The following is a 22,343-nucleotide window of genomic DNA, read 5'->3' as shown; positions in this document are numbered from 1 at the left end:
CAATGCTTGGCTTAGAACCGCAGGCTGTAGTTGCCCCCGACTACCATGCCAGCTTCGTTGAAAGTGTCCCCGGCGCTAACGTAGCGACTAAACACTCCGAACTCAGAAGAATTGGTTAATGGCATCGCATAAACTGCCTCAGTCGTGATCCGACGCTCGGTCTCAATGCTGAAAGTTTGCGTTACCGGAGCGCGCTCACCAGTGAGGCGATCAACCACTTCTTCGGTTGTGAGCTCCAGCGTGCCGCTTTCAACCTGCATTGGCTGAGCCACCGAGACACGAAGCGTATCGTTGCCTGAGAAGATACCGCGTTTGCTGGCTGAGAACTGCGCCGACGTGCTCCAGATTGCACCATCATTGGTGAAGATCTGATTTTGCGACGTTTCGGTGCGTGCACCCGTTGCCGACAAGTCGAAGCTGAAGCCGTTACCGACATCAAGTGAAGCCGACACTGTCATCGCCTCTGTCTGCGAACCACCGCCCAGCAGCGCCGCGCTTGAAGTCTGAGTGCCGAGCAGAGCATTCACTTCGTTGAGGCGCGTATACTGTGCGTTGATCGAGAAATTATCGCTGACGCGCTGTTCGATATCCAATGTGAATGCCGATGCAGGACGATCACCAAGCGCTTGACGCTCTGCAAGCTCAATTGGGTCGATATTGTTGTCGACGTCGTTCCACTCTTCGCGGTTTTCAGAGAAACCAACGCTTACCTTGGTGTTCGGTGTAAGCTGATAGCCGAGCTGCATGAATGTCTCACCAGAGGCAAGACCCAGAACCGGGTTCACGCCGCCAGTAAAGGCATCATGATCGCTGACCACGCCAAAGCGATAGCCAGACAGAGCCATACCGCCTTGACCATGACCCATTGTGAGCGAGAGGCCGCCTGATGGATCTGTCAGCGTTGCAGCACCGTGAACCATACGCAGCTCACCCTGCTGGGTGTATTGCGGCGCCATGGCGTCATAACGAAGGGTCCATTCACCACTGATCTGACGGTCATTTGAGCGCAGTTCAGTAAAGCCATTACCGTTGCCGTTGCCACTACCGTTGCTTCCACCGCTTTCCATCCAGCGCGCAAAACGCTTGGCGATGAAGTCTTGGAACCGTTCCTTGCGGCCCAGCACACTGTTGCTTCTGCCGCGCTGCACCAGCGATGCTGGGAACACGAAGTCGCGATATGTCGTGCCAATATCTTCAATAGCGGTGAAATACACGTCGTCCGTCTTCCACGATTGCGGAAGAGCCGTATTGGCCAAAGTCGCGGCATTCATGCGCATTGGAACGTCGGCGCCGTTGACATTCTGATAGAGCGTGAACGTCAGATCGTTGAAGTTCAAAGGTGACTGCGATGCTTCAACATCCAGCAGGCCGTGGCCGTAAACTTGGTCTGGGCCTGGTGCGCCAAGATCCTGAGCCGAACGGAAAATGATTTCCGCGGTGCTTTCAGGGTTCAGCACCAACCAAGGCCAGCGGTCATGCAGCAATGCAATCGCACCTGACACGAGTGGGGCTGCGAATGACGTGCCAGACCGGCGAACAACGCCGCCTTGTCCATCAGACACCAGCAGCATCTCACCTGGCGCTACAACCGTGCGCAGGTACAGTTCATTGCCGGCATGGCACACGCCATTGTCGAGCAAGCAGGTATCGCCCGGACGGTTTGAGAAGTCTGAAATCTCGCCAAGCGGATTGACTGAACCCACCAAAATAAGCGGGATGCTCTGATCGTGGTTCCATTCGATATCGGTGGTCTGCGTGATACCGTCATTGCCGGCCGCAACCACAAACACTGTGTCGCGGTAGATCCATGAGATTTCAGGACGCGCGAGCGTGTCTGCCAGTCCTTGCGAGATCGCATAACCCGATTCGCCCAGCGAAAGGTTCATGATCGCTGCCCAACCGTAATCGTTGGGAACATCAAAGAAGCGATACTGAATGTCCATGATGCCTTCGAGGACATCATCCCATGTCGCAACCCCATTTTCGTCAAACGGGTTGTAAGTCGCGATATTGATGTTGGGTGAGATACCCATCACGCCTTCGCCATCGTGAGCGCCAGCGATCAAGCTGGCGACGCCAGCGCCGTGACCGTTGACGGTGCCCGAATGACCGCCTGCATAGACAACATTGTTGCCCAGGTCGGCATCGGTAGAGAAGTTGCCATCGATAATGCCGATCACAGCTTCGCGGCCATCGCCCTGAATCTCAGTGATAGACGGCGTCCAATTGATCGCGCTCATCCAGTGATCGACCGCATCAATGCCGGAGTACAGGTTCAGCGTGTCGTGCCAATCGAGGTAAAGCGCCGCGCGTTGCACAGCGGTCAGGTTCTCAATTGTCGAGAGGCGAGAAGGATCTGCACCGTGACGAGCGAAAACTTCATCGACCAAAACGTCGAAAGACTGCCCTGAACGCTCAGTGTAAGCGGCGCCGAAATGGGCCTCAGCTTGCGCGATAAGGTCAAACAATCCGTTTTGCGCGCGGGCAGGTGCACCATCGCGGACAATTACACCATTGTCGTTGCGGCTAATGCTGTTGAACAGTGTTTCGGTCGCCTCAATCTGTTCGCGGTGCGCGTTCCAAAAATCGCCATGCGCTTCCAATGTGCTCGCATCAAAGGCAACGATGTCGCGATAAAACGGGTTGATGTCGCCCCAGAACGCACCAATGTCACCATAGAATGGATTAATGTCGCGGTAGAAGGGGTTCGCGTTGCCGTTGCCGTTGCCGTTAAACGCCACGATGTCGCGATAGAATGGATTAATGTCGCCCCAGAACGCGTCGATGTTGCCGTAGAATGGATTGATGTCGCCGTAGAACGGGTTGATGTCGCGGTAGAGCGTTTCCACGCTGCGCGTAGTCACCAATGCCGACATGCTCGCTGGAGTGCTTACACTGTCGATCTCAGCCAAAGTGAGAGTGGGCTGGCCAGCGCGGCCGTCAACAGCTTCAAAGGACGCAAGCAGCTCGTTCGAGACCGCTCGCGTGTCAGCTTTAATATCGCCGCTCTCTGGAGTGATCGAGACAAACACGTCGTCTTCATCCGCGCGCTGTTCATCCTGAACCGCAGGCTCTGACGTCAAGGCGTCAACGTCCACTGTTTCCGCATGAGCTGTGCCCATCAAGGAAACCATCAATGCAACGCTGGCCGTGCCGTGTGTAAAAAGTGACTTCATAAGTCTTACCCAAATTCTCCAGTGACGAGATTTTTCGCCATTCAGTCCACCCGTAATAGGAGGAGGAGATGGGAGCCGGGTTCACGCACTTGGTTAAAACTTTAAGAAGTTCAGACCTTTGGAAAATGGTAAACGCGAAGTTTCGATTTTTCCGGTTTGGGCCAGTCGGCGCGCTACGATCCTTAACGCTAGGTAAAAACCGCCTAGGCGGCCCTGCGGAGCCTGTTAAAAAGATTAAGCGCGGCGGAAAGAATTGGCGATTTTGAGCCACCCACTCGAATCATTTGACGTCACCGCGCCATATCCGTGCAAGCTGGACAGGGTAGGGGGGCAAAGAGCACGCATCACCGAATGCCTGAGGAGGCCTAGTGAAGTTGCTTTTGGAGCCAGAAAGGGTGGAAAATGGCTCCCCGAGTTGGATTCGAACCAACGACCAAGTGATTAACAGTCACCTACTCTACCGCTGAGCTATCGGGGAGCAGCGTTCGATCTGTCTGCCGAACGCGAGCCGCGCGTATATGAGTGGTGCACGCGCAATGCAAGCCTCATAACGCGCAAAAATTAATCGACTGCAAATTGCTCCGAAACAATTCGCTCTGCCAGCGACTGGCCGGGGTCAAAAAGCAGTTCCAATTGCGAGTCCGTTTCCAGCCTGATCGAAACCTCGGCAATGTCTCGCAGCTCCTTTTGGTCAGCCACGGCGGCAATCGGGCGTTTCACAGGTTCAAGCACGCGAAACTTGATCGGCATTTCTTCAGGTAGGATCGCACCGCGCCAGCGACGAGGGCGGAACGGACTAATCGGGGTCAGCGCCAGCATCCCGCTATCGAGCGGCAGGATAGGACCATTTGCTGAAAGATTATAAGCAGTTGAGCCTGCCGGCGTAGAAACCAGTACACCATCGCCGACCAGCTCTTTGATCCTCACGCGGCTGCCCACGGTGATCTCTATCTTCGCGGTTTGGCGCGTTTCACGCAGCAACGACAATTCATTGATTGCGCGCATTTCGTGGGTCGTGCCGTCTTGCGTGACGGCGGTGATGTGAAGCGGTGAGATAACCTTGCCGCGCGCCTGCGCCAGCCTTTCCACCACGTCGGCCTGCTTGTCATAGCGGTTCATCAGAAAGCCGACGGTGCCCCGATTCATTCCATAGGCGGGGATTACGCGTCCGCTATCGAGCATGGCGTGCAGCGTTTGCAGCATAAAGCCATCGCCGCCCAGGACCACCACCGCATCAGCCTCTTCGAGCGGGGCCCAGTCGCGCTGCGCCCACAGCATGGTGAAAGCTTCCTGCGCGCGTGGCGATTCTGAGGCAACCAAAGCCACTTTGCGAAATCCATCATTCGCAGGCCCGCAAAGGGCATCGTCGCTTTCAGATCCGGTCATGGCAACGCTTTCCATAGTCGAAACCTCCCCCAAGGCATCACTCTAGCGACTGGCCCACTGCTAATTGGCTTCGCTAGAGACTTATCCTGATGTTCCAATTTTGGGCGGATTGCAATTGGTGAAGGCTTTTCGTCTAATAGAGCCTAGAGGCGAGGGCATGAATCAGAGCGGATCATCTTCCAACAAAGGGCTGGCAGGCGCGTTGCGCGCCTCGCTGCGGGGGCCTGTGCCGGGGAACTTCCCTGGCGTGAAGGCGGCGACGCTAGAGACGGATCTGCTGCGCGCGCTCGATCGGCGCGAGATTGAGGTGCTTTTCCAACCGCAATTCTCCTGTAGCACCGGCGCAGTGGTCGGAGCGGAGGCTTTGGCGCGCTGGCAACACCCGACCTTGGGCGAAATTGGTGCACGCGATCTGTTCGCCATTGCTGAACGCGCGGCATTGGTTGCGCCTCTGTCGCGCCATGTTGTGGCTCGGGCGTTGGAGGATGCTGCGGGTTGGCCCAGTGACCTCACACTGTCTCTTAATATCACGCCAGAAGAGCTTGGTGATAAACACTTTGCTGCTGACTTTGCTGAATTGATCGCGAAGGGTTCGATTGAGCCTGAGCGGATCATGCTTGAGATAACCGAAGACCTGCTGGTGCGCAATCTGGAGCAAGCCTCAAGCGCGCTTAGCGCTTTGCGGGCGTTGGGCTTTCGCACCGCATTAGATGATTTCGGCGCTGGCTTCTGCAACTTCCACTACCTTCGCGAGCTGCCGCTCAACGCGATCAAGCTTGATAAGATCATGGTCGATGGCGTGCCCGGCGATGCCAAGGCATTGGCGGTGCTGCGCGCGATTATGGCCCTGGCGAAGGCGCTCGAGCTCGATATCTATGCTGAGGGGATTGAAAGCGACGTACAACGCGCTGCGATAATCTCTGAAGGGTGCGACTACTGGCAAGGCTTCCTGCGTGCGCAACCAATGAAAAGCGCCGATGTCGTCACCCTATCGCGCACCGCACGCGGAGCAGGGCACGGTTAAGCGGCCTGTTTCGCCCGCTTCGATTTGCGCGCAACTCCTGAAAGCCCCTTTGTCAGCTGGAATAGGCCGTTAAGGCGGCTTTCTGGGTCACTCCATGCGCGGTTGATCACCAGCTTCATATCGGGTCGCAGCTTAGCCGTATCCTTTAGCCGGTCGACATAGGCGATCAGGCCCGGGCCGTCGGGGAAGTCGTCATTGTGGAACGTTACCAAGGTCCCGCGCGCGCCCACATCAATCTTGGCAATGTTCGCTTCAATTGCCTGATGCTTGATCTCAATTAGGCGAACCAAGTTTTTGGTTGCGCTTGGTAAATCGCCGAACCTGTCAATCATCTCTGCGGCAAGGCTTTCGATCTCAGCCTTGTCCTGTGCTTGGTTGAGGCGACGATAGAGCGCCATTCGGACAGCCAAGTCAGGCACGTAATCTTCAGGGATCATAATTGGCGCATCGACGGTGATCTGCGGCGAGAAGGCGTCCTGAGCTTTCTCCAGCCCCATTTCACCCGCTTTGGCTGCAAGGATCGCGTCTTCGAGCATGCTTTGATACAATTCGAAGCCCACCTCGCGGATATGGCCTGATTGTTCATCGCCCAACAGGTTGCCCGCGCCGCGAATGTCGAGATCGTGGCTGGCGAGTTGGAAGCCTGCGCCGAGCGAATCCAGATCGCCCAATACCTTCAGGCGTTTTTCTGCAATTTCAGAAAGTTGCACGTCTTTCTCATAGGAAAGGTAAGCATAGGCACGCAGTTTTGATCGACCAACACGGCCGCGCAATTGGTAGAGTTGGGCCAAGCCAAAGCGGTCAGCGCGGTGGATGATGATGGTGTTCGCGCTTGGCAGATCGAGGCCGCTTTCAACGATAGTGGTTGAAAGCAGCACCTCGTATTTGCCCTCGTAAAAGGCGCTCATCCGCTCTTCGATCTCGCCAGCGCCCATTTGGCCATGGGCAGAGATCGGCTTTACCTCGGGCACATTCTCGCGCAGCCACTCCTCTACATCAGCCATGTCAGAGATGCGCGGGACAACGATAAAGCTCTGTCCGCCGCGGTGATGTTCGCGCAGCAAAGCTTCGCGCATCACCATATCATCCCATTCCATCACATAGGTCCGCACCGCGAGACGGTCGACCGGAGGGGTCTGGATGGTGGAAAGTTCGCGCAGGCCTGTCATCGCCATTTGCAAGGTGCGCGGGATGGGCGTCGCGGTCAGCGTGAGCATGTGCACGTCGGAGCGCAGCTGTTTCAGCTTCTCCTTATGCGTCACGCCAAAACGCTGTTCCTCATCGACAATAACGAGCCCTAAGTTCTTGAACTCGGTCGATTTTGACAGCAGCGCATGCGTGCCGATGACAAGGTCGACCTGACCATTGGCGAGGCCCTCACGCGTTTCGGCGGCTTCTTTTGAGGATACGAGGCGGGACAGGCGTCCCACCTTCAATGGGAAGCCTGCAAAGCGCTCGACGAAGTTCTGATAATGTTGCCGTGCGAGCAAGGTGGTGGGGGCGACCACGGCGACCTGTTGCCCGCTCATTGCTGCGACGAACGCGGCGCGCAAGGCAACCTCGGTTTTTCCAAAACCAACATCGCCGCAAACAAGCCGGTCCATAGGCTTGCCGCTTTCCAAATCGCGCAGGACATCGGTGATTGCCGCGTCCTGATCGTCGGTTTCCTCCCACGGGAAGCGGTCAACGAATTGGTTGAAACTGGCTTCTTCCGCTTCGAAACGCGGCGCTTTCTTGAGTGCGCGCTCTGCTGCGACCTTCATCAGCTCACCAGCGATGGCGGTGATGCGCTCTTTCAGCTTAGCGCGCCGTTTTTGCCACGCTTCGCCGCCAAGCCGGTCTAACGGGACAGTTTCTTCCGATGATCCGTACCGGGTGAGGACGTCGATGTTCTCAACCGGAATAAACAGCTTGTCCCCGCCGCGATATTCCAGCGCGACGCAATCATGCTGGCTCTTGCCCACGGGAACGGGGTCCAGGCCGAGATATTTGCCAATCCCATGCTCCACATGGACGACCAAATCACCGCGTGAAAGTGCTTGAAGTTCAGCTAGGAAAGCATCGGAATCTTTGCGTTTTTTCTTACGACGAACAAGCCGGTCGCCCAGCACATCCTGCTCGGTAATGACTTCCAGCGCATCGTTCGCGAAACCTGCCTCCAGCGGCAGAACCATTGCTGCGGTATTGCCTTTGGCAGCCAAACCCAATGCTTCCTGCCAACTATCCGCGAGCACCGTTGGCGCGCCCGCTTCGTCCAAGATGGAGGCGATGCGTGAGCGTGATCCGGTGGAGTAAGCGGCGAGCAAGGGTTTGCGGCCAGACTTGCCGATGTCGGCAAGGTGGCCAGCGGCGGCTTCGTACACGTTGTCACCGCGCGCGCGCTCGGGGGCGAAATCGCGTGCGGCCTTGAATGCAAAGTCGAGATTGGTGTCGCTGGTCGGCGCGGCAAACACGCTCGCGCGGTGGGCGTTGGTCGCGGCAAGCGCGTCTTTCAGCTCTGCATCCGCCAGATAGAGCGCGTCTTTAGCAAGCGGGCGATAGGAGCCGGTCTTGTCCGATGCGACCCGGCCACGCTGTTCGTGATAGTCGGATATGTCCGAAAGGCGCTCTTCAGCTGCACCAATTGCGGACTGGTCGATCACCACCACATCATCATCGCTTAGGTGGTCGAACAGGGTCGCAAGGCGCTCTTCAAACAGTGGAAGCCAGTGCTCCATCCCGGCAAGCCGCCGCCCGTCGCTTACCGCTTCATAAAGTGGGTCTTGCGTGGCCGCTGCACCAAACAGCTCGCGATAGCGCGAACGGAACCGCTTGATGCTCTCATCATCAATCAAAGCTTCGGATGCTGGCAGGAGGAGATGCGAATCGAGCCGACCTGTCGAACGCTGGGTCGAAGTGTCGAACAGGCGCAGGCTTTCCAGCTCATCGCCAAAGAAATCGAGCCGCAGACCCTCTTCGAGCGAGGAGGGAAAGATGTCGACAATCGAACCGCGCACGGCAAACTCGCCATGGTCGATCACCGTGTCTGTGCGCGAATACCCTTGCCGAGTGAGAAGCGCGGCGAGGCTGTCATGCCCGATGGTCACACCCGGTTTAAACTCGCGCACGCTTTCGCGGATACGGAACGGGGTGAGCACGCGTTGGAGCGCTGCATTGATGGTGGTAACCAGCAATTGCGAGCCGCTGGCGGGGTTTTGCAGCTTGAACAAGGCCGACAGACGCGCTGCGCTGACCGACAATGCGGGGGAGGCGCGGTCATAGGGGAGGCAATCCCATGCGGGAAGCTCCAACACCTCAACCTCTGGCGCGAAGAATCGGGCAGCCTCTGCCACGCTGCGCATCGCCGCATCATCGGGCGCGATATAGACCGCGCGCTGCTTGGCCGCCCTCGCAAGGTCGCTCAACACCAAAGGCACCGCGCCGCGTGGCAGCGATGATAGGGTGAGCAGTGCGCTCGCAGAAAGGATGCGGCTGAGATCAGGCATGTGAGTTAGAATAGTCCAAGCAAGACTTGGTTTCGCAAAAGTGGGATGCGCGCCCTAGCTGGGGATATCGACGTAGTCGAGCTTCTGCATCTTTTCGATGAGCTCACCCTGAAAACGCTCAGGCACAGCTTGCGTTTGCAGGCCCCATGCCATGACATCAACGTCATCTTCGGCAAGCAGATCTTCGAACCAATCCATCTCTGCCTCGCTCCATTCAGCATGGTAGCGATCAAAGAAACCGCCGATCATATAGTCGGCCTCTCGCGTGCCGCGATGCCATGCGCGGAATTTGGCACGGGCTAGACGATTTTCGAAAGTGGGCATATCGGACATATTGAGCGCGGTAAGGCACTCGCGAAGCGGGCGCAACCGGGTATAGAGGGGGCTATGCGGCCCGACGTGCTCAATCCTATTTTTGCAGAAAGCCAGACGCTCGATGGCGTGGGGCCAAAGCTTGCCAAGCCATTGGAGAAGCTTGGCCTGACGCGGGTGAAGGATGTTGCTTATCACTTGCCAGAAAGGTTTGTGACGCGGCGCGCGATTGCTGATCTGGATCACGGGACAGTGGGGGAGCAGGTGATCGTTGCACTCACCGCGACCGAACACCGCGCTCCATACAATCCGGGGCGGGGGCCTTACCGGGTGATGGCGCAGGATGAGGCGGGCAATATCTGCGCGCTGACTTACTTTGGGCGTGCCTCCTACACCGCGAAAAAGCAGCTGCCTGTGGGGGAGAAGCGCTGGGTCGCCGGACGGCTCGACCGCTATGGCGATATGCTCCAGATCGTGCACCCGGACCATGTTGAGAAGGATTCCGCAGCGCATCTCGCGCGGATGAATGAGCCGGTTTACGCTCTGTCCGAAGGATTGACGCAGCCACGAGTGGGATCGCTCGTTTCGCAAAGCTTGGAGCGTTTGCCCGAATTGCCGGAATGGATTGAACCGGGGCAGTTCGACAAGGCTGGCTGGCCCGCTTGGCGTGATGCGATGCATCTGGCGCATAAGGACAGCAATGCAAGGGCGCGTGACCGGCTCGCCTATGATGAGCTGCTCGCAAATTCACTCGCGCTGCTGCTGGTCCGGGCGGACGGTCGGCGGCGTAAAGGGCAACCTCTTAAAGGTGACGGGAGCCTGCGCGCCAAGTTGGAGTTGCCGTTTGAGATGACGGGCGCGCAAAAACGCTCCGTTGCCGAGATTGAAGGCGATATGCAGCAAGAGGCGCCGATGCTGCGCCTGCTTCAAGGGGATGTGGGCGCAGGTAAAACCGTCGTGGCGCTTGAAGCGATGTTGATTGCCAATGAAGCGGGCAAGCAGGCGGCGCTGCTGGCTCCCACTGAGATTCTCGCGCGGCAACACTTCGAGACTTTGCGCAAAATGGCCGCGCCCACGGGGGTTGAAGTTGCGATCCTGACAGGACGGGCCAAAGGTAGGGAGCGTGAAGGGCTGCTGATGAGCCTGCTGAGTGGCGATATAGACATTCTGGTCGGCACCCACGCGATCTTTCAGGACAGCGTGTCTTACAAAGATCTGGGGCTGGTGGTGATTGATGAGCAGCACCGCTTTGGCGTGGCTCAACGGTTGGCTTTAGCGGCCAAGGGTCGGCGCGCTCCCCACACGCTTGCAATGACGGCAACACCCATCCCGCGCAGTCTGACGTTGGCACAATATGGCGAAATGGATGTGAGCCGCCTCGACGAATTGCCTCCGGGACGTCAGGCTATTGATACAAGGGTTGTTGCGCAGGAACGGCTGGATGACGTCGCCGCAGGTGTGGAGCGCCATCTTGCTACCGGACAGCAAGCCTATTGGGTGTGTCCGATGGTCCGCGAAAGCGAAGTCGCGGACATTGCTGCAGCAGAAGCGCGCTACGCGTCCCTCAAAGAACGTTTTGGCGAGGATGTGGTGTTGGTCCACGGACAGCTCAAACCCGAAGATAAAGACGCCAATATGGAACGGTTCGCTAGCGGGCAGGCCAAATTGCTGATCGCTACAACGGTGATCGAAGTGGGCGTCGATGTGCCCACCGCCACGCTCATGGTGATTGAGCAGGCAGAGCGCTTCGGTCTTGCGCAGCTTCACCAGTTGCGGGGACGTGTTGGGCGGGGGAGTGAGAAATCGGTTTGCCTACTGTTGCGCGGAAATGAGCTTTCCGAAACGGGTAAGAAGCGGCTGGCTTTGATGCGCGAGACCCAAGATGGCTTTCGTATTGCCGAAGAGGATTTGGAGCTGCGCGGTGGCGGTGAATTGCTTGGCACTCGCCAATCGGGAGAGGCCGCGTTTCGCATCGCCAATCTTGAACAAGTGCAAGAGCTGCTGCCCGCAGCCCATGCTGATGCAAGATTACTAATTGAGCGCGATGGTGGCCTAACCTCACCGCGCGGTGAAGCTGCGCGAGTGCTGCTCTATCTATTTGAACGGGATTGGGGCGTTCAATTGCTTCGTGGGGGGTAGTGGACCAAATCCAGACGTTAGAATTCAGCGTTTGCGCCGTCCTTCAAAAGCTGTGCGAGCAATGCGTCGGTTGCCCGGTTGATGACCTGCCAGCACTCTTCGAAACCAGCCTCATCACCGTAATAGGGATCTACGACAGGCACGCCTTTCTCACCGGGTAAAACATCCAGCAAATGCGCAAGCTTTGCGGTCCCTTGGCGCGGTGCACGGGAATTGATCCCGGCCATGTTGGCGCTGTCGAGCGCGAAGATGTGGGTGAAGGTGTAGAAATCGTCTTCGGCCAATTGACGACCACGCGCGCCTGAGATGTCGATGCCGTATGAGCGTGCGGTGGCAATCGCTCGCGGGTCAGGCTGCTCTCCAATGTGGTAATCTGCCGTTCCAGCTGAATCGACGCTGATATCCAGTCTAGCCGCCTCAGCCGCTGCGCGCAGTGCTCCCTCTGCCATTGGCGAGCGGCAGATATTGCCTAAGCAGACAAACAGCACAGAAGGTCTGGTTTCCCCGGCGTTAACCATAAATGTCGTTTAGCCACACTTGCGTGATATGCAAGTTGCATGGGGCTGAAATTTTATGCGGTTTGCGTGCGCGTAATGTCCAGCGCGCCTAGGCAGCCTTCGCTGGAAGCGGCTTTGTATTGGCCAATACCTCTTCGGTCATCCGGCGAATATTGACCTGAGCGCCAAGCCTCGCGCCCAGCAGCGCCGTGCCGCTCACCTTGCGCTGCACGAACAAGGTTTCAATCGGCGGAAAGGCCCAAGTGTCCTTGTCCTTGGCGATTTCTATGCCTTCTTCGCGAAGCAGCGGCACAAATGCGCGATCACCGAAGTCGAACGGCTTATCCTCGCGCATTTCATTGATCACAATGTCGATCATCCGGTTGACGCGCTCAGGGTGCTTCTTCGCAACAATTGGCATCATAAAACCGGATTCGATTGTAGCTGCCAACACCTCTTCGCGGTTGCCGCTCAGGCCGGCTTGCAACATGCGGCGATAGCCATTGGCCACATCGGGGTCGACATCGCGGCATGCGCCAAAGTCGAGCAGCACAATCTCGCCCGTGCTGGGGCGGAAGCGGAAATTGGCAAAGTTGGGGTCTGTTTGCATGACGCCAAAGTCGAACAATTCGCGCGCCACCAATCGCATTAGCCGTTCCATCGTTGCGTCACGGCGCTGCGGCGTTTCTTTCTCAAGCTCCTCGATCGAGACGCCTTCTTCGAAACTCATCGCAAGGATTGTTCCGCGCGTCAGACCTTCGTGCAGGCGTGGCACTACGAAGCCTTCGACGTCAGAAAGCCGTTCACGATACATTGCCATTTGCGCGCCTTCGCGCTGGTAATCGGCCTCTTCGTGCAGTTGCTTCTTTGCAGCCGCGAGCAGTTTATCGACTTCCAATTCCGGCGGAGCAAAGCCTGCTACGCGCAGCAGCGTCATCACATTGTCGACATCGCTATCGATGCTCTTGGCAACGCCGGGATATTGGACTTTGATCGCCAATAATTCGCCATCGCGGGTCAGCGCCTTGTGCACCTGACCAATGCTCGCCGCAGCGATGGGGCGCGGGTTGAACCATTTGAACTGCTTGCGCCAATCGGAGCCCCATTCTGCCTTTAGCACCTGATCAAGCTGCTTGGTCGGCATGAAATTGGCCTGATCGCGCAAGGTCGCAAGGATCTTCGAAAGCTCGGGCGGTAGTAAGTCGCCAGCATCCATGCTGATCATCTGCCCCATCTTCATCGCTGCGCCGCGAAGGTGGGAGAGACGGTCGGTCATGCGCTGCACATTGCCGGGGGTCAGGATCAGATCGCGCGGAGACAGGCTGTCACCGCTTGCAAGTCTGCGCGCGCCCTCCGCCGCCATCCCGCCAGCCACGCCGCCAACCAATCGCCCAAACGTGCCAAAGCGCGCCAAACGCCCGGAAGGCACCGCCTTTTCGCGCGAGCGATCCGCAGAGCTATCGTCAAAGTCCGGCATGTCGTGAGGCGTGTCTTGAGGCACGGGGGCAAAATCCTTGAACGTCAGGGGCGTTGATATCTTAGCTGTCCAACGCCCATGTGAAAGGCATGTTCCGCTTTCGCCTAGCTTATGCTGAGGCCGCCATCCACCGGCAGCGACTGGCCGGTGATGTAATTGCTGTGGGGCGAGACAAGGAAAACTGCGAGACCTTCCAGCCCTTCATGATCGCCCGGCCTGCCCAATGGCACCCGCTTTGCGATCCATTCCGCAAATTTCGGCGGCGCTTTGGCTGTGATCTCAGTTTCGTAGAAGCCGAACAGCAAGGCATTGGCGGTTATCTGATAACGCGCCAGCTCAAACGCTGCACCACGGGTCAGAGCATTCACGGCCGCTTTTGAGGCTGCGTAGTCGGAGCTTTTGTTCACTCCCATGATGGATTGGTCCGATGAGGTGACAATCAGCTTGCCACCCGGATCGCCGTTCTCAGCGCGCTCAATCATATGGCGCGATGCGTGTTTGTAGACGAGGGCGGGGCCGCGCGCGTTCACGGCCATTGTGTGATCCCATCCTTCGCTGGTTATATCAGGAATTCGGGTTCCTGCCCCGCTGATCCCGGCATTGGCAAAAGCTGCATCGACGCGGCCAAAGCGCTCTAGGCTGGCCGCCATCGCCGCTTCGACTTGGCTGTCATCCGCGGTGTCGCAGGTCAGCGCTATGGCCTCTCCGCCGCCCAATGCGTTCAGTTCATCACATGCGGCTGTATTCTTTGCCTCATTGCGAGCCCAAATTGCGACATTGGCGCCAGCCTTCACTAGGCCGCGAGCCATACCAAGGCCAAGCCCACCATTGCCGCCAGTGATCACCGCCACACGGCCTGAAAGATCAAACAGTTTCATGGGGAGAAGGCGTGGCGCAAATTCACGGTGGCTGCAAGTTTGACGGGAACCTTGGCATGAGCGTCTGTGTTGCTGGCAGCATGGACGATGGAAACACACTGACACCCGCAGCGCGCGCTTTGGGATATGCGGGGCTGCTGCCTCAAATCATCTGCCTCGCGTTGGCCGCAACCGGTCACGAATACCAATACACCGCATTGGCTGGAGGGTTTGCCTATTCAGCCGCGATATTCAGCTTTCTAGGCGGTGTCTGGTGGGGCCAAGCGATCCAGAACGGTAAGGCTGGGGCAGGCGCATATCTCATCGCCGTGATGCCCAGCCTGTTGGCGGTTGCATTGTTTCTGCCGTGGAGCCTTGGATGGGATTGGCCAGGACCAGCGCTCCTTTATTTGGGAGTGCTGATCTTGCTATCGCCATTTGTTGACCGGCAATTGGGCTTTGCGCAAGGCGACTTTATGAGGCTGCGCATTCACCTCTCTGTGGGCCTTGGCGCGCTCACAATTGCTCTTGGTTTTGTCGCCGAAGCGATTGTTTAACGATCGTTATTCGCCTTCAACTTTGAAGACATAGACGGGGCCGAGATCGACCTGCTGCTCTGATCCGCCGAAATACAATTCCAGCTCTGCGCCGCCTGCATCATATCCCCGCGGCGCGCGGGTTTGAATACGGATCAGCTGCCACTGCGAGCCAACGCGGAAACGGTTGGAGGCAAAGCTATCAAACGGTGGGTTTGTGCCCTGAATGCGTGATGCAGCCACCGCTTTACCGTCTTCCGTGTTCGCGCTGATTGTACGCGCGGCAATGGCGATGACCAGATTGTCGCCCTCTTTGATCGCCTGATTGATGGGAATTGTCGCGGCAAGATCGGTGAGGTTTGACCCTGCATCCTCCACCACAAAGCGTGTTGCGCGCATCATCCAGATGCCGCGTTCTTCGCGGTTTTCATAGGTGCCAACTGAGCCATCAAACTTCCACGAAGCCTGCCCCGGATTGTTGACCAGTGTTCCTACACCCTCGAGCGTGTCTGGCATCTCAAGCTCAGCTATATCGAAAGCCGCAGGCGCAGCATTAACTGGCCCGGTCGCGGCGATAGAGTTAGCGCCACTGACGACGATGGCTTGGCCGATTTCGAGTGTTTGCCTTGTCCGGCCAAACTGAACTGCGATAATGCCATCGCTGTCGCGCAATCGCTGTTCTGCGGTGGCTGTCACTTCGTACCAGGTCCATTCCGTCCCAATGGAAAGTGTCTTTTCGCCAAAGCCGGGATACGGCTCGACGTTTCGTTGAAAGCGAACGCGGACCACGCCGTGTCCATCATTGGTGTCGGCGGAGATAGTCCGTGCGTAAAAGCCCACGGTCACAGTCTCGCCTGCGGCAACCGATTTTGTAAGCGGGATATTGGTCCCTGCGGAATAGATGAATTCGGCGGCGCGCTTAATCTCAAATCGGCGCGCCGCACCGCCACCTGGAATACTCTCGTCAACCAAGGCAGAGGCCGCGAGATCCGCGCCATAGCTTTGCCAATCGATGCGGGATGGATCATTGACCAGCTCGCCAGGTAGCTGCGCATCTAGCTGTGAAAGCGATGAGTTATCTTGTGCGTGAGCGGGAGCGACTGACATCCCGTAGCCCACCATCACGGCTGCTGCGACCAAAAGCCCTGCTGTAAACTTCACTTACCCTCTCCCCTTGTCCGCCGTATTTCACACATGAAGAATTCTGCAAATTTTGTGAACGCTATCAACGCTAGTTCCAACTCTCTGGTGCGTCGAGAATTACAAATGGTGCTACGCCGCTTTGGCCGGACAGTAGCGCGCGAGATAATCCCCATGGGTCGGCATATTTTGCACGAGGAAGCGGATCGATTGCTCCATTTCATCGACTTCTTTACGCGTCTCTGATTGGTCGAGTGAATCGGCCATGGCGTTATGCCCTTCCATCGCCAAACCCTGCCCCATCATCACAGCTGCCCAACTGGTTTCGGTGAACAGCTCGTCTTCCTCACGAAAGATCTGACCATTGGCTTTGAATAGCTCGACCTTCTGCGTGAGCGTATCGGGCACATCCATGGTGCGCACGTAATTCCAAAAGTCCGTGTCATCGCGCGTCGTGGCGTTGTAATGCAGGATCAGAAAGTCGCGGATGCGCGCATATTCATTGGTCGTGAGCCGGTTGAATGTATCTTCCTGCGCCTGCGTAATTCCATCCATTGAGATCAGCGAAATCAGCTTATCAATGCCGGTGTTGATCAGGTGGATCGAAGTGGATTCAAGCGGCTCCATAAAGCCCGCTGCCAAGCCAAGTGCCACGACATTCTTGTTCCAAAACTTCTTACGCCGCCCTGTTGTAAATCGCAGGAAATTGGGATCTGCTTGCGGCTTGCCCGCGATATTTCCAAGGAGGATGTCGAGCGCATCCTGATCTTCCATATAGCTGCTGCAATAGACGTGGCCGTTGCCGTTGCGATGTTGCAGGGGCACTTGCCATTGCCATCCAGCAGCGTGCGCTGTCGCTCTGGTAAATGGCGGAGGCGGGCCACCGTCATCTCGGCCACAGGGCAGGGCGACAGCGCGGTTGCAAGGGAGCCACTGGCTCCAATCATCATAGCCTGTTTGCAATGCTTGCTCGATCAAAAGGCCGCGGAAACCCGAGCAGTCGATGAACAGATCGCCCGCGATCTTTTGCCCGCTTTCCAACTTCACCGAAGTGACAAAGCTGCTTTCACCATCGAGCGCGACATCGCCGACCTTGCCCTCTTGGCGAACAACGCCGCGTCCTTCGGCAAGCTTGCGCAAGAAGGCCGCGTACTTGCCTGCGTCCAGGTGGTAGGCGTAATTGATCGGCGGCAGGTCATCGCGCTGTTTTTGGTAGTCTTCGGACCGCATAAACTTACCGAAATAGGCGGCCATGGTTTCAACATTGAAGACCTGGATTGGCCGGTTGTCGCCATCACCTGCGAATTTGTGCCAGATGTGGTGGAAGGAAATCCCACCCATCGAATAGCCATAGGCGCCAAAGGGATGAATGTAGCTGTCGCCTAGCTTTCCCCAATTTTCAAATTGAATACCTAGTTTGAAGGTGCCCTGCACGTTTGCGAGCAGTTCGCTTTCCTTGATCCCAAGCAAATCATTGAAGCCCACAAACGGTGGAATTGTTGCTTCGCCCACACCCACCGTGCCGATTTGTTCGGATTCAACGAGGGTAATGTTGAGCTCTCGCCCTTTCTTGAGTCGCGACAATGCAGCCGCTGCCATCCACCCGGCGGTCCCCCCGCCAACTATCACAATGTCCTTAATTGCCCGAGCCTTATCCACGATCTATCCTCTATCCCATTTGCAATGCGCGGACGGCTTTTGACGCCATATTCCTACGCTTGCTGTGTCTTGGGAGACACAATGCAATGTGAACTAAATATTGCAAGTCTTGTGAACGCTCACAAATTGGTCTACCACTTGGTCAATCGAGGAATGACAAAAGTGTCATCACGGGATTCTCGGGAGGGGATACACAATATGAATACCGGTCGAATCGCGTCTTCGCGGCGCATGCTTGTTCTCAGCACAGCTTCCGGGCTTGCAATGGCTGTCGCTGCACCTGCCCATGCGCAGGATGCAGAAGCGCAGGATCAAGAAGAAGTCACCAGCGATCCCGCAGAAGGAAATGCGATTATCGTCACCGGCTTCCGCGCCTCGCTTGAGAATGCGCAGAATATAAAGCGCGATTCGGACACCTTTGTTGATGCGGTCACCGCCGAAGATATTGGCGCGCTGCCTGACCGCTCCGTTGCAGAAACGCTTCAGCGTATTCCTGGCGTGACCATTGGTCGCTTTGAGAAGACCACTGACCCGGACCGGTTCTCGGTAGAGGGTACTGGCGTTATCATTCGCGGTCTCCCTTATTCGCGTTCGCAGCTTAACGGACGTGACATTTTCTCTGCCACTGGTGGCCGGGTGTTGAGTTTCAACGATGTCTCCCCTGAGCTTTTGGGCCGGGTTGAGGTGTTTAAGAATGTGACTGCCGATATGATCGAAGGTGGGGCATCTGGCACCGTCAATCTGGTCACTCGCAAGCCGCTCGACACTCCCGGTACTCGTCTGGCAGGCACATTTGGGATCAACTACGGCGACCTACGCGAAACTTCTTCGCCAGAGTTTTCTTTCCTCGGGTCGACTACCGTCACCACCGATGGTGGGTCGCTTGGGCTGCAACTTGGCTATTCACGTTCAGAGCTTGAGAGCCGAACAGATGCCAGCCAAATTACCGACCCTTGCTATCGCGATCCAGACCTCAATGGTGGCTGTTTTCGAGCTCAAGATGTGAATTCTGGTGGCTTCTTTGGTCCTGCTTTGGCTGATGAGACCAATTTCCCACCTGCAGGATCCGTGCTCGTGCCGCGCGGTGCTGGTGTTCGTACCACCAACCTTGACCGTGACCGAGAAGCTTGGTCGGCTGTTCTGCAGTATGAAGATCCGACGGGAGACTTTGTTGCGACCTTCGAATGGCTGCGGTCCGAGACCACATTCGACACTGACGAATATTCTCTAATTTCGCTGGTCAACGATAACGCGCTCAATCCAACCGCGCGCGCAGGATCGGCATTCACTTATGATGACGATGGCATATTCCAAAGCGGCACGCTGACACAGCGCGTCGGTGATGCTTATGCAACGCCATTCGGACGTGGCGGAATTCCGCTTGAGTCGTTGCGTTTCCAGCGTTCCGCTCAAGCAGTTACAGAAGACTTCTCTTTTGACGCAAAATGGAGTGTGACGGACCGTTTCCGCGTCAACTTTGAAGCGCAGCGCATCTCTTCGGATCTTAACCGTGACTCGATCCTAGGTGCCATGAGTACCTGGGCTGACGTATCAATTGATGCGAGTGGTCAAGTACCGCAAGTCCAGTTCCTGGCGCCCGAAGGGTCGCCTGCTGATTACTTCACCAGCGGCTTTAACAGTTATTATTGGTTCGGCCTCGACAGCGCTGAGCGCAATGACGGCGACATGGATAGCCTGCGCTTTGATGCTGAGTATGACATCAGCGATGATGGCTTCTTCAAGTCGGCGCGTTTTGGCGCACGCTGGGCTGAGCGGGACCGGACGACGCGCAACACCAACTTCAGCACATGGGGCAACCTTTCGGCTGTTTGGGCTGGGCGGGCTGGCTGTGCGCCTTGGAACGCAGGGCCTGGTTGTGCTGCGACCGGTGGTTTCCAACCGGGTCGTTACTTCACGGGTCTGCCGGGTCAGGACTTCGCTATTGCCGGCGGTGCATTTGCTGATGAGTTCCCCAACTTCTCGCAGTTCCGCCCCGTATTTGGTGACAACTTCCAGCGCGGTGCTGCGCCAGTGCCTGTCGCTGATGGCGGCGCCTTCTTCATCGGCGGCGATGACTTCCTCGCAGAATATCTCTCTGGCGCGGTTGATCGTCAGTTCGAAGAGATCGCGACATTCAGTCAAACACCTGAATTCGGCAATTACGGCATTCGCGGGCGAGCATGCGCCGTCGATGGCGTGTTCTGCGCAGGCGATATTTCTGAGGTGACTGAAGTCACCAAGGCTGCCTATGGGCGCCTCGATTTTGGTCATGACTTCAACAATGGCTGGAGCCTCGATGGTAACTTTGGTTTGCGTTATGTGGAAACCGAAGTGACCAGCGTGGGTAACATTAACCTGCCTACAGCTGACCGTTTTGACGGACCTCTCATCCCGAGCTCCAACAATGATGGTATTGTGCAGGTCAATGAAGTTCTGGCGCTATGCCAACAGCCCGGCTTGGATGTTGCTCGAAATGCGGGTCAGGCGCGCGGTTTTTGCGAATTGTCTGCGGATCGCCTAGCGCAATTTGCTGCAGCCCATTCGGGCGAGGTCGTGATTGATGGTCGTGAGATCACATTCGACAATTGGCTGCCTAGCTTCAATGCAAAGCTAGATGTGGGCGGCGGTTTGCTATTCCGCTTTGCCGCTTCGAAAAACATCGATCGGCCTGATCTGCAGTTCTTCCGCTCTGGCGGCGGGATTGGTGATCGAACCGGCGCTTTGGTCGCTTTGAACGGTACTCAGGTCACGCAAGTGATTGATGGTCCAATGTTTGGCCTGCAGACGGGTAATCGAAATATTCGCCCAGTGCAGGTGTGGAACTATGACCTTTCGGCAGAATGGTACTTCGACGATGTGGGCTCGATTACCGCAACGATCTTTGCGAAGGATGTGGACGGCTTCATCGACCGCGAGTTTACCAATGTCGAGTTTGAGACGGTGAGCGCGGGCACTTTGGCAATCGAAGTCGATGGCCCAGCAAACTCGCAAAATGGTTGGCTCAAAGGGTTTGAATTTGGCTGGCAACAGACATTTGACTTCTTGCCAGGCTTGTTGAGTGGTTTTGGTGGATCGGCGACGTATACCTATGTCGACGCTGGTGACTTCAGCAACCCATTGCTTGCCGCGGCAGGCCAATCGTCGATCACCACTTCGACCGAGGCGCTGAATGCAGGCCCGTTTGTGGCTGCTCAACCTTTGGCAGGCGTGTCAGAGCACACGGTCAATGCGACACTTTTCTATGAGAAGGGGCCATTGTCAGCGCGTGCAGCTTATAACTGGCGGTCGGAGTTCCTGATCACCGTTCGCGATGATATCTACCCGTTCTCGCCAATTTATCAGGAATCAAGCGGTCAGCTTGATGCGTCTATCTTCTACTCAGTGACCGACTACCTCAAACTCGGTGTGCAGGGTGTGAACCTTCTCGATGAGGTGACGCGGACCAGCCAAGTGGTCGATTTCGACGGGACGCGTATCACGCGCTCTGCCTTCCGCAATGACCGTCGCTATACGTTCGTTGCTCGCTTCGATTTCTAAGCCGCATTCAATGCTCGCTTAGTGCGAGGCAAGGAGTAGGAGGGGGCTTTGCTTGAGGGGGCAAGGTCCCCTCTTCTTACTCAGCTTTGGTGCGTTTTTCGACGGGAGCTTAAAGGTGCACATGAGAAACGCGAGTATTATCGGCGCATTGACGGTGGCTCTTTGGGGTTGTTCAGCGCCACTTTCCGCTGATCATTCCGCTGAACTGATTGTCGCTCCCCTTGAAGGCGCGGGCTGGGAGTTGGTTTGGGGGGACGAGTTTGAGGGCGATGCCCTAGACCGGTCCAAATGGATACCGGAGCAATCGTGTTGGGGTGGCGGCAATCAGGAGCGCCAGTGCTATACTGACCGGCCCGAGAATATAGAGGTAGAGGACGGGCGCCTGCTACTGCTCGCGCGTGAAGAGCGTTTTGCTGGCCCGGCGCGCCCACCTGAGATCGCCGAAGATCCAAATCCAGTGCTCACCCAAGACTACACCTCTGGCAAAGTGCGAACTCGAGGCCTTCACGCTTGGCGCTATGGTCGGATTGAAGTGCGTGCAAAGGTTCCAGCGGGCCAAGGCCTGTGGCCCGCGGTTTGGATGATGCCGGCCTATGATCATTATGGTAGCTGGCCGCTATCGGGTGAGATCGACATTTTAGAAGCGGTCAATATCGGCGCGACCTGCGATGGATGCGAAGGCGATGTGGGCGAAAACCGTACCGTTAGCGCGTTGCATTTTGGTGATTTGTCGCCAAACAATCGCTATGTCGACAGTAAGACGGCGCTGCCTGAGGCTGTTCTGCCGTCCGATGAATTCCACATCTACTCAGTTGAGTGGGGGGAGGGACTGATCCGCTTCCTCGTCAATGACCGGGTGCACGCTACCTATACCGCGCAGGATTGGGATACCGGCTCTGACAAAGCGCAGGGTAACCCAAATGCGCCGTTTGATCGACCATTTTATGTAATGGCAAACTTGGCTGTTGGCGGGGCATGGCCTGAGCGCGAAAATGACAAGGGGCTTGCAGATTCAAGCGTTCCCGCGCAATTCGTGATCGATTGGATCAGAGTTTATCAATGCGAAAGTGACCGTGAAACGGGTCGCGCGTGTATCAAGTAAGTGCAGCTGAGGATGG

14 protein-coding genes and 1 tRNA gene are annotated in these 22,343 nt (G+C 56.8%); 5 read left to right on the top strand and 10 right to left on the bottom strand.

Annotation, left to right across the window (positions count from 1 at the left end; all coding sequences use genetic code 11):
- Nucleotides 1-11: 11 nt before the first annotated feature.
- The 3 genes from AC0V6N_RS06775 to AC0V6N_RS06765 form a co-directional block, all read right to left on the bottom strand.
- Nucleotides 12-3,176 carry a S8 family peptidase gene (locus AC0V6N_RS06775; RefSeq protein ID WP_486170821.1) on the bottom strand — a complete coding sequence of 1,055 codons (3,165 nt, stop codon included), beginning with the start codon at nt 3,174-3,176 and terminating at the stop codon, nt 12-14.
- Between the two features lie 403 nt (nt 3,177-3,579).
- Nucleotides 3,580-3,654 (bottom strand) — tRNA-Asn (locus AC0V6N_RS06770).
- Nucleotides 3,655-3,737: 83 nt separating this feature from the next.
- The gene (locus AC0V6N_RS06765) at nt 3,738-4,562 is read right to left on the bottom strand and encodes an NAD kinase (protein ID WP_486172438.1); all 825 of its coding nucleotides are present in this window, start codon (nt 4,560-4,562) and stop codon (nt 3,738-3,740) included.
- A 157-nt stretch (nt 4,563-4,719) separates the two neighbouring features.
- Here AC0V6N_RS06765 and AC0V6N_RS06760 point away from each other — a divergent pair, with 157 nt between their 5' ends.
- Nucleotides 4,720-5,586: an EAL domain-containing protein gene (locus AC0V6N_RS06760; protein WP_486170820.1), complete on the top strand. Its 867-nt coding sequence runs from the start codon at nt 4,720-4,722 to the stop codon at nt 5,584-5,586.
- Here the strand turns inward: AC0V6N_RS06760 and mfd are convergent.
- Nucleotides 5,583-9,071, bottom strand: coding sequence for a transcription-repair coupling factor (mfd, locus tag AC0V6N_RS06755; protein ID WP_486170819.1), 3,489 nt, complete (start codon nt 9,069-9,071; stop codon nt 5,583-5,585). The two genes, AC0V6N_RS06760 and mfd, sit on opposite strands and share 4 nt — an antisense overlap.
- A 54-nt stretch (nt 9,072-9,125) precedes the next feature.
- Nucleotides 9,126-9,404 (bottom strand): FAD assembly factor SdhE, encoded by a 279-nt coding sequence (locus AC0V6N_RS06750; protein ID WP_486170818.1) that lies wholly within the window; start codon nt 9,402-9,404, stop codon nt 9,126-9,128.
- A gap of 54 nt (nt 9,405-9,458) precedes the next feature.
- Between AC0V6N_RS06750 and recG the strand changes: the two genes are divergently transcribed.
- Nucleotides 9,459-11,522 carry an ATP-dependent DNA helicase RecG gene (recG, locus tag AC0V6N_RS06745; RefSeq protein ID WP_486170817.1) on the top strand — a complete coding sequence of 688 codons (2,064 nt, stop codon included), beginning with the start codon at nt 9,459-9,461 and terminating at the stop codon, nt 11,520-11,522.
- Nucleotides 11,523-11,539: 17 nt separating this feature from the next.
- Here the strand turns inward: recG and AC0V6N_RS06740 are convergent, their stop codons facing one another.
- The 3 genes from AC0V6N_RS06740 to AC0V6N_RS06730 form a co-directional block, all read right to left on the bottom strand.
- Nucleotides 11,540-12,040 carry a low molecular weight protein-tyrosine-phosphatase gene (locus AC0V6N_RS06740; RefSeq protein WP_486170816.1) on the bottom strand — a complete coding sequence of 167 codons (501 nt, stop codon included), beginning with the start codon at nt 12,038-12,040 and terminating at the stop codon, nt 11,540-11,542.
- Between the two features lie 88 nt (nt 12,041-12,128).
- Complete coding sequence (locus AC0V6N_RS06735; protein ID WP_486170815.1) at nt 12,129-13,496, bottom strand: ABC1 kinase family protein; 1,368 nt, start codon at nt 13,494-13,496, stop codon at nt 12,129-12,131.
- 104 nt (nt 13,497-13,600) lie between these two features.
- Nucleotides 13,601-14,374, bottom strand: coding sequence for an SDR family NAD(P)-dependent oxidoreductase (locus AC0V6N_RS06730; protein ID WP_486170814.1), 774 nt, complete (start codon nt 14,372-14,374; stop codon nt 13,601-13,603).
- Nucleotides 14,375-14,385: 11 nt separating this feature from the next.
- On the opposite strand from AC0V6N_RS06730, the gene AC0V6N_RS06725 reads away from it, so the two are divergent.
- Nucleotides 14,386-14,910, top strand: a complete 525-nt coding sequence (locus AC0V6N_RS06725) for a DUF3429 domain-containing protein (RefSeq protein WP_486170813.1) — start codon at nt 14,386-14,388, stop codon at nt 14,908-14,910.
- A 6-nt stretch (nt 14,911-14,916) separates the two neighbouring features.
- On the opposite strand, the gene AC0V6N_RS06720 is transcribed toward AC0V6N_RS06725, so the two are convergent.
- Nucleotides 14,917-16,050, bottom strand: coding sequence for a hypothetical protein (locus tag AC0V6N_RS06720; protein ID WP_486170812.1), 1,134 nt, complete (start codon nt 16,048-16,050; stop codon nt 14,917-14,919).
- A gap of 111 nt (nt 16,051-16,161) precedes the next feature.
- Complete coding sequence (locus tag AC0V6N_RS06715) at nt 16,162-17,688, bottom strand: tryptophan halogenase family protein (RefSeq protein WP_486170811.1); 1,527 nt, start codon at nt 17,686-17,688, stop codon at nt 16,162-16,164.
- Nucleotides 17,689-17,886: 198 nt separating this feature from the next.
- Between AC0V6N_RS06715 and AC0V6N_RS06710 the strand changes: the two genes are divergently transcribed.
- Nucleotides 17,887-21,225: a TonB-dependent receptor gene (locus AC0V6N_RS06710; protein ID WP_486170810.1), complete on the top strand. Its 3,339-nt coding sequence runs from the start codon at nt 17,887-17,889 to the stop codon at nt 21,223-21,225.
- A 121-nt stretch (nt 21,226-21,346) separates the two neighbouring features.
- Nucleotides 21,347-22,327 (top strand): glycoside hydrolase family 16 protein, encoded by a 981-nt coding sequence (locus AC0V6N_RS06705; RefSeq protein ID WP_486170809.1) that lies wholly within the window; start codon nt 21,347-21,349, stop codon nt 22,325-22,327.
- The last annotated feature ends 16 nt before the right edge of the window (nt 22,328-22,343 follow it).

Source organism: Erythrobacter sp. S57(2025) (assembly GCF_057365055.1).
The sequence above is the reverse complement of the archived record's forward strand: the minus strand, read 5'-3'. Positions and strand labels throughout refer to the sequence as shown.

Excerpts from the sequence above, each read along its gene's own strand:
- AC0V6N_RS06775 (WP_486170821.1), bottom strand. The coding sequence starts at position 3,176 with ATGAAGTCACTTTTTACACACGGCACGGCCAGCGTTGCATTGATGGTT.
- AC0V6N_RS06765 (WP_486172438.1), bottom strand. The coding sequence starts at position 4,562 with ATGACCGGATCTGAAAGCGACGATGCCCTTTGCGGGCCTGCGAATGAT.
- AC0V6N_RS06760 (WP_486170820.1), top strand. The coding sequence starts at position 4,720 with ATGAATCAGAGCGGATCATCTTCCAACAAAGGGCTGGCAGGCGCGTTG.
- mfd (WP_486170819.1), bottom strand. The coding sequence starts at position 9,071 with ATGCCTGATCTCAGCCGCATCCTTTCTGCGAGCGCACTGCTCACCCTA.
- AC0V6N_RS06750 (WP_486170818.1), bottom strand. The coding sequence starts at position 9,404 with ATGTCCGATATGCCCACTTTCGAAAATCGTCTAGCCCGTGCCAAATTC.
- recG (WP_486170817.1), top strand. The coding sequence starts at position 9,459 with ATGCGGCCCGACGTGCTCAATCCTATTTTTGCAGAAAGCCAGACGCTC.
- AC0V6N_RS06740 (WP_486170816.1), bottom strand. The coding sequence starts at position 12,040 with ATGGTTAACGCCGGGGAAACCAGACCTTCTGTGCTGTTTGTCTGCTTA.
- AC0V6N_RS06735 (WP_486170815.1), bottom strand. The coding sequence starts at position 13,496 with ATGCCGGACTTTGACGATAGCTCTGCGGATCGCTCGCGCGAAAAGGCG.
- AC0V6N_RS06730 (WP_486170814.1), bottom strand. The coding sequence starts at position 14,374 with ATGAAACTGTTTGATCTTTCAGGCCGTGTGGCGGTGATCACTGGCGGC.
- AC0V6N_RS06710 (WP_486170810.1), top strand. The coding sequence starts at position 17,887 with ATGAATACCGGTCGAATCGCGTCTTCGCGGCGCATGCTTGTTCTCAGC.
- AC0V6N_RS06705 (WP_486170809.1), top strand. The coding sequence starts at position 21,347 with ATGAGAAACGCGAGTATTATCGGCGCATTGACGGTGGCTCTTTGGGGT.